The organism is Streptococcus parasanguinis, from assembly GCF_001074805.1.
GTDB lineage: Bacteria > Bacillota > Bacilli > Lactobacillales > Streptococcaceae > Streptococcus > Streptococcus parasanguinis_A.
Genome location: NZ_JUPI01000130.1, coordinates 1 through 7,109 on the forward strand (window position 1 = coordinate 1; position 7,109 = coordinate 7,109).

General features: G+C 36.1%; 10 protein-coding genes. 2 read left to right on the forward strand and 8 right to left on the reverse strand.

Features of this window, described 5'->3' with window-relative positions:
* Positions 1–113: 113 nt before the first annotated feature.
* A complete protein-coding gene (locus ADI76_RS09245; RefSeq protein WP_023919353.1) occupies positions 114–1,235 on the reverse strand; it encodes a VanZ family protein in 1,122 nt (373 codons plus the stop codon).
* A gap of 144 nt (positions 1,236–1,379) precedes the next feature.
* The gene (locus ADI76_RS09250) at positions 1,380–1,970 is read right to left on the reverse strand and encodes a rhomboid family intramembrane serine protease (protein WP_049516033.1); all 591 of its coding nucleotides are present in this window, start codon (positions 1,968–1,970) and stop codon (positions 1,380–1,382) included.
* Positions 1,971–2,287: 317 nt separating this feature from the next.
* Here ADI76_RS09250 and ADI76_RS09255 point away from each other — a divergent pair, with 317 nt between their 5' ends.
* Positions 2,288–2,491 carry a CsbD family protein gene (locus ADI76_RS09255; protein ID WP_003014014.1) on the forward strand — a complete coding sequence of 68 codons (204 nt, stop codon included), beginning with the start codon at positions 2,288–2,290 and terminating at the stop codon, positions 2,489–2,491.
* A 284-nt stretch (positions 2,492–2,775) separates the two neighbouring features.
* On the opposite strand, the gene ADI76_RS09260 is transcribed toward ADI76_RS09255, so the two are convergent.
* The 6 genes from ADI76_RS09260 to ADI76_RS09285 all read right to left on the reverse strand — a co-directional run bounded on the left by ADI76_RS09260 (position 2,776) and on the right by ADI76_RS09285 (position 6,290).
* Positions 2,776–3,477: a DUF3169 family protein gene (locus ADI76_RS09260; RefSeq protein ID WP_049516041.1), complete on the reverse strand. Its 702-nt coding sequence runs from the start codon at positions 3,475–3,477 to the stop codon at positions 2,776–2,778.
* A 14-nt stretch (positions 3,478–3,491) separates the two neighbouring features.
* The gene (locus tag ADI76_RS09265; RefSeq protein ID WP_049499704.1) at positions 3,492–3,842 is read right to left on the reverse strand and encodes a PspC domain-containing protein; all 351 of its coding nucleotides are present in this window, start codon (positions 3,840–3,842) and stop codon (positions 3,492–3,494) included.
* Between the two features lie 13 nt (positions 3,843–3,855).
* Entirely contained in the window at positions 3,856–4,038 is a 183-nt protein-coding gene (locus ADI76_RS09270; protein ID WP_049516043.1) for a hypothetical protein, read from the reverse strand.
* Positions 4,035–4,244, reverse strand: coding sequence for a helix-turn-helix transcriptional regulator (locus ADI76_RS09275; protein ID WP_031576108.1), 210 nt, complete (start codon positions 4,242–4,244; stop codon positions 4,035–4,037). The genes ADI76_RS09270 and ADI76_RS09275 overlap by 4 nt, the downstream gene beginning before the upstream one ends.
* Positions 4,245–5,004: 760 nt before the next feature.
* Positions 5,005–5,595, reverse strand: coding sequence for a hypothetical protein (locus ADI76_RS09280; RefSeq protein ID WP_021154426.1), 591 nt, complete (start codon positions 5,593–5,595; stop codon positions 5,005–5,007).
* Positions 5,596–5,777: 182 nt separating this feature from the next.
* Complete coding sequence (locus tag ADI76_RS09285) at positions 5,778–6,290, reverse strand: GNAT family N-acetyltransferase (protein WP_049516046.1); 513 nt, start codon at positions 6,288–6,290, stop codon at positions 5,778–5,780.
* A gap of 125 nt (positions 6,291–6,415) precedes the next feature.
* Here ADI76_RS09285 and ADI76_RS11015 point away from each other — a divergent pair, with 125 nt between their 5' ends.
* Positions 6,416–6,595 (forward strand): hypothetical protein, encoded by a 180-nt coding sequence (locus tag ADI76_RS11015; protein WP_049473330.1) that lies wholly within the window; start codon positions 6,416–6,418, stop codon positions 6,593–6,595.
* Positions 6,596–7,109: the final 514 nt, after the last annotated feature.

Here is a 7,109-nt window from a genome sequence, read left to right on the forward strand (position 1 = left end):
TGAGTGGGCTCTACTACGCTGATTTCATCAGCTTTTACAGCCCTACTCAACTGTGCGGAGGTGAGACGACGAAATCGAATTCTAACGAATTACCGATTTCTGTCCCACTCTCTTTATTTTGACGATTCAGTTTCATCTTTTAAGAGCTCTTTCTTCACGCGCACCGTACTCTCATACTCAGCCCCAGCTAGACGGTCAAAGGGAAAGCGACGATTGAGCAAGACGATGGCAAGAGTGAGAATCAGGTACAATAAAACCACAAAGAAGAGCAATAAAATCATGGACAGGGTTAAGAGAGAATTGTCCGTCAAATCGCTATTCAAGAGCGAAATCAAATAGAACAACCCTTGAGGAATCAGATAGAAATAACCTACTACCAGGATTCCCCGCCAGATGGTGCGAAGCCATTTTTGCTTGTCAAAATGCAAGCGGAATTTCAATAAAGCCATTCCCAAGGTTTTGCCCCGCCACAAAGGAATCAAACCAAAATAAACAGCCAAAATCGCTACATAAGGAATCGTCTCTAAACGCTCGATTACCGCGTAAAGCAAGGATAGCATTACAAAGTCGATCAAGAAGGCAAGACCCATCCGAAAACCAGATACTTTCGTTCCTACTCGGAAAGAATGCTCGTCAATTTCGTCTCGTGTCGGCAATAACCAAACCAGGAACCAACCGAGCAGATAACCCACTCCACCACCGGTAGTATTTTGAATAATATCATCAACATCTGCCAGGCGGTAAGGACCCGGATACATAAAGTAGAGACCTGATAACTGGGTCAGTTCCAAAAAGAGACTAAAGAGGGCTGTCAGGAGGATCGTTTTCTTAAAACCACACTTGAAATAATAGCGCAGATACATCCCAAAAGGAATCAACATCAGGACATTAAAGGCAGGCACATAAAAAGTTGGATGCTTAAGAGCTTGAATCCAAGTACCAGTCTGCGCTAAATCAAAGGGGCTCTCCTTGAAAAAATCCACCACAAAAGCAAAGGGATGGAGATTGACCATTTCCGAGTAGCTAGTATGAATCTTACTTGGATCCGGCAGAGGCAAGATCACCAAGAGATAGACCGTCATCAAGTAAAGCATAAAAGAATAGAAAATCAGCACCCGCAATTTATTGACCGAACCATATTTTCGATAATTCAAAATCATGTAGGGCAAGGTCAGCAAAAATGCCAGGAAAGGAAAGAGCTGAACAGCCGTTTTAATAGTAGAGATATACCCCATTGTGTCTCCTTTTTTTCGTTATAAAATCACCCTTTGTACAATGACAAAAGGTGATTTCTTCATTGATATAGAATATTATACGGCCTGGTAAAGGAAGAGTCAAGGAAGTACGATGAAAACCTTACTGAGGAGCCGTCTTAATAGTTAGCTTCTCCCCTCCAAGACTTTACTTCCGATAAAAACCAATAGATAACTCACAACCCCTGAAAGATGCAATAGCGTTGAGATCCATCCGGTGATTGCTGGTAAGAGCATGAGGCCAGATAGAAAAATTAAGAATAGATAAAACCATTTTACGGTGAGTGAAAATTCTTTCCACATCTTTGGCAGGAGCATAATCCCTCCGGTCACAAAGGCGTATCCTACAGCAGAGATCCCTGTTGCCTGAATGTCCTGCTCCTGGGTTAAAAAGTGAAAAACGATGGAAGAGAGGACTGTCGCCGTCACAAAAACGATTAAGACTTGTCCGGAGCCTCTTTTTCTTTCTAGCAGTCCTCCGAAGGGAAGGATCATGAGTCCATTTAACAACAAATGGACCCATAAAAACCAGATAGGGGCTCCTTTACTACCGTGCATCAGGGTCCCACTGACATATTGCCAAGCATAGGCCGGCTTTGAATGAAAAGCCAATAGGTCATACATAGCATCCCCATAAAAGGAAGTCAATAGACCGAGCGATAAACAGATTAGAGCTAAAGTACTGATAACAGGGTAGGTTGTAAGGATTCTTTTCATATTTATCTTCTCTTTTTCAAAAAACAGCGTTACGATGTCTCCATTCACGACCATTATACCATTTATTTCATTGTAGACAGAAAAGTTTTTGCTTCTTTCGTTTCAAATCTTTGCTGGAAAAACGAAATATCGTGACTTATTAGTCGGTCATTATTCGTGACCGGAAAGCGATCCTGTTTTTTAGCCGTAGCAAAAATTTGACTTTCCATTTTAAAAAGAATATACTCATTCTAATCTGAAACAAATATTTTTTATTTTTTTAAATCAACAGTATTGCATTCAGAGAAATAAACGACTAACTTCATGGAGGTGACGCTATGTCATTAGAAGAAAAATTGAACCAAGTAAAAGGCTCTGTTAAAGAAGGCTTTGGTAAATTAACCGGCGATACAAAAACAGAAGCTGAAGGCACTGCTGAAAAAGTTGCTTCAAAAGCAAAAGAAGTTGCTGAGGATGCAAAAGAAGCTGTTGAAGGAGCTATCAAGGGCGTTAAAAATATCTTTCATAAAGACGACAAATAGTCTTTAACATCCTAGACCCACTCTATTTTCTACAGTCACATTTGACTGTGAAAGATAGGGTGGGTTTTTGTTTATCTTTCATTTAGTTTGGGTGTAGAAAAAACACCCCGAAGGGTGCTCATTGTAATGATTAGCATTCTTTTAAAAGAACGTTTACTAAAGCTACTTTACAAACTTTTTAGAATTTTGTGTTTAGCTCTATCTTGGAATGAGATTTATTTTGATTGATTCATTCCTTTCAACATCGTCACCTACATTTGCGACACGATTCATAGAAACCCCTGTTATTTAAAGTAACGTTTTGTTTTTCTTAATTGTGCAATATTGATATAGAGATGGATGACAGCAGTTATAAGGGCAGCAACTAACTGTACTTCTCCAAGAATAATGGATAGGGCAAACAAGATGATATAGACAGATGGTAAGATTAGCTGATTGAGTTTGAACAAGATTAAATAAGCCTCTTCCATTTCCGCTTGTTTCTCTCCCTCGTCATAGGTTTCTAGATAATCTAATACCTCTTTTGGTGTGGCTAAAATAGAGAGTTGGTAATTACGAATTTTGCTCGTTGTTTTGATGCAGAAACTTCCAACAAGAATGGTTAATACTGCTAAGAGAAAAGCTGATATCGGTAAATCGTGGCTAGGCAACACTGTAAGCAAGCTAAAAAGCATACTAACTTGCAAAACATTGTAAGCAACTGTCCCATAATCTAGAGAGCGATACATCTTAATATAAGCTAGCTCGTTTAATTCATCATCTTCTTCTGCTAGGTAGCTAGCATAAACTTTCCTACTATTCATGATAAAATAGAGAGCTACTATTGTCGATAGTATTCCCAGACAGAAAAAGATGGTCGTCAAAATAAACTGTACTTGCTCTTGAGAAATGTTTAAATGAAGATTCGTAAAGGTAGCACCAAACATTCCGATTAAACCACCCAACAATAAACTTCCTAACAATAGTAATAAATGTTTCTTTTTCATTTTCTATCTTCTTTCTAAAATAAACCTAGCAGTCCTTGAACCAGAGCATGCCCAAATCCAAAAGTAGCCGTTAAAACTTGATCACCAAAACTATTCAGGAGAATGGCAACTAGATAGAAAAATAGAATCTTGTACCCTGATTTTTTGATGACTACTTCAAGAGATTCATTTCCCATCCAGCCAGCTAAAAAAGCATAACTTATCACTGTGAGAAGACTAATTTCTATCGAAGATAGAAAAAGCAAAACGGCTAATGCACGAATCATCAGAGGGTCTACATTGAAATAACGGGCGATACCGGCACAAACCCCTGCAATTTCTTTATGTTCGGTATCTACTTGAAAATCTGCCAAAAACTCTTTCATAATCTTACTCCTTTTATACTCTTTCTTTTACTTTCTTTTCTATCCGCTCAAATACTAAACTAAAAATCAAGCTACTCCAGAAAAAATAATTACTGTCTAAAATCTGAAACCATCCCAGCAAGGTCCCGATCATCATCGAAACATTTGCTATAAAGGCAATGATACAAAGATAATAAATTACTCTATATTTGTTCATGATTCTTCCTCCTCTAAGCGAAATACCGACTCTACTGGCTCATGAAATATCTGAGAGATTTTCAAGGCGATAATAATAGAGGGGGTATACTCATCACGCTCTAGCAAACTAATGGTCTGCCTAGATATACCTGCTAGCTTGGCAAGCTCAGTTTGGTTTAAACCATCACGAGCGCGAAGCTCTTTTAAACGATTTTTTAGCTTCATATTTACCGATTGTCTATCAAATTCAGCCACTTCGCTTAGATATCCCCAAAATGGTAGAATCTGATTTTTCCTCCTTTGTTATTATATAAGATATTATTACCGATATCCTCATAGTTTCTCCGTTCAAAGTCTTATTTCTTTAACTTGATTACATTGTAACATATCTTTTTATTTTTGACAATGATATTAGTCAAAAATATCATTATTTTTGTCATTTTGTAAATGATTTAGGTCAAAACTCTTATCCTGAATAAGAATTGATTTGATATTTTTCTAAATAGAGATGAAATGGATACTTGAAATCAAAAAAATAACGGGGTCAACTTTGTATTTTTGAAACAAAAAAAGACATCCAAGAGAATACTCTTGAATGTCTGTAAACGTTGATAGTATCGTGTTGATTAACGTTTTGAGGTAATTGACTTCGTCGAATGACAGCCGTAATTGTAAGCGGCTAAAGCCACAACAACTACGTCAACTACCACAATTTAGTATGAAAATACAAAAAGAACACCTCGAAAGGTGCTCTTTGTAAGTATTGTAATTCTTTCGAATTAACGTTTACTAAATTGTGAAGCTTTACGAGCTTTCTTAAGACCTGGTTTGGAAAGTATGAATTTCAGTTGGACTAAAAACAACGACATATCAAGGCTTTTCAGAACGATATCTACTGATTTATTTCATAAAATTTGAATCAATATTTTTTAAATAGGGGAATAGTTATTGTAATCTTCGAACTTCCTGATCAGATAATGTCATATCATTCTTTTCCTTTGCTTAGCTCAACATTATAAATGATTTCAGCTTCAGGACTTCCTTTTTCATCCTTAACAACATCCTTTAGCTGATTGTCTTGAACCAATAAAGAAATATTTTCATCTGTACTTCTAGCCTTCGTGAGTTTTGCTTCATCTGGCAAGTGCTGTGCTTTAGAAACATCGATATTATTTCCATTGGAGTCCTTTAAATCTATAGCTTCATTCCCGCCTCCATCAAAATTGAGAAGAACATCAGAAACGATACCAAAACTGCTTGGATTAAAGTTATTAATTGGAGTTCCTAGAGTAGCCTTATTTCCATACTTATCATAAATAGTTGGACGCACGTACGCATTTGAGAATGTTGACCCTTCCTCAGTAATGTATATTGGGGAAAATTCAATCTTTTCAATACCTCTATAGTGTTCTTTGATGTAGGTTCCTATTTGCTCTTCTAGCAAACGAAAGCCATGCTGATAGAGTTTGGTTGTTTTCGGGCCTAGATTTGGTTTAGTCAGCTTGTTATATATATATGTTCCTCCAAATATAAGAATGAGTACAATAGCAATTATTTTAGCAACCTTATTTCTCATTAGTTGCCTCCGTTCCAAGTGATAATCTACAATTTTCAGTCTGTAATCATATTACTTATTATAACATAGTTCCCATTTTGTAAAATTAAGATAGACAAAAAAAGACATCCAAGAGAAAATTCTTGAATGTCTGGAAAGAATATAACTCCATTAACCTTGTTAATAGACTGGAAATGATGATATTATGGTCTCCTTACCTCAAATACTGCTGTATGAACCCACTCATTATGAATTTGTAAGTCATTTTCTATCATTCTACTAAAGGTGAAGCCATTTTTTAAAAGCACTCTCTGAGAAGCTAGATTATCTCTTGCTGTTCCTGCAATGATTCTATTAAAACCATAAGTAGTAAACGCTTTGTCTAAAACGAGTCTAACCGCTTCGCTTGCATAACCTAAATTGGTAACATTTTCCCCAATTCTATACCCAAGTTCTGCTGTTTTCCGATCACCATCTAAGACACTTAAATTGATTCTCCCGACCATAACGCCTTGCGAATCTCTAATAAGATGCATATAGACATCACGATTCCTTTGTTCCGTTAACAACTCCCTTGTAATTTCTTTAAAACCTTCTAAATCAAAATAGTTAGCTGGTCTAGGAGGTAAATTTCGTTTAAAATACTCTCGATTTTCTTTTTCAAAAGAATAGACATCTAAACTATTTTCTTCAGACAACAACTCTAAACTGATCATTTCAAAGCCTCCCCCATCATTATCTACATTCAACATTTTCTCATGTTTACACAAAGTGAAATTTACAGAATTTAAAAAGATTCTTTTATTTTCTGTATTGTTTCTACATTATAACACAAAATACTATGGATAAGCATAATATTCAAGGCGCCACACCAGCCAAACAGGCTAGAATATCTATCAAAGCTATTTCAGAAGCACTTACTCATAGTGACATCCAAATAACGAAGACTTATGTCAATACTACTGAAACAGTAAATCAAACAGCAGGAGAAATAGCCTTTAGAAGTCTCAAAAAGCAATAGGGTGAACTTTAGTTTTTTGAACAAAAAAAGACATCCAAGAGAAAATTCTTGAATGTCTGTAAACGTTGATATAATCGTGTTGATTAACGTTTTGAGAATTGTGATGCTTTACGGGCTTTTTTCAAGCCTGGTTTGGAAAGTATGAATTTCAGTTGGACTAAAAACAGCGTAATATCAAGACTTTTCTCCGCTTTTATAAAAGCGTTTTTCCAATCAAATTCAACTAATTTTATCTAAATGGTGTGGATTTTACCCCCAAAATTACAGAGAATGGAGCTGATAAACACTAAACGTTCACACCATTAGTTAAATGATTTTTTTCATCATTTTTCTTAGATGATAGAACTTCTAATTTATTTCTTATTCAAGCAAAAACAACCTGCTATAAGTAAGAAAGAGGAAGATACAAGAAAAACACGGCGTAAAAACCGATTCAGTTCATTGTCCTCAATCCTTGTCTGCTTCATTTTCTTTTACGAGATCGTTTTGTGAATCTTTTTCAGAGAGTTTTTGA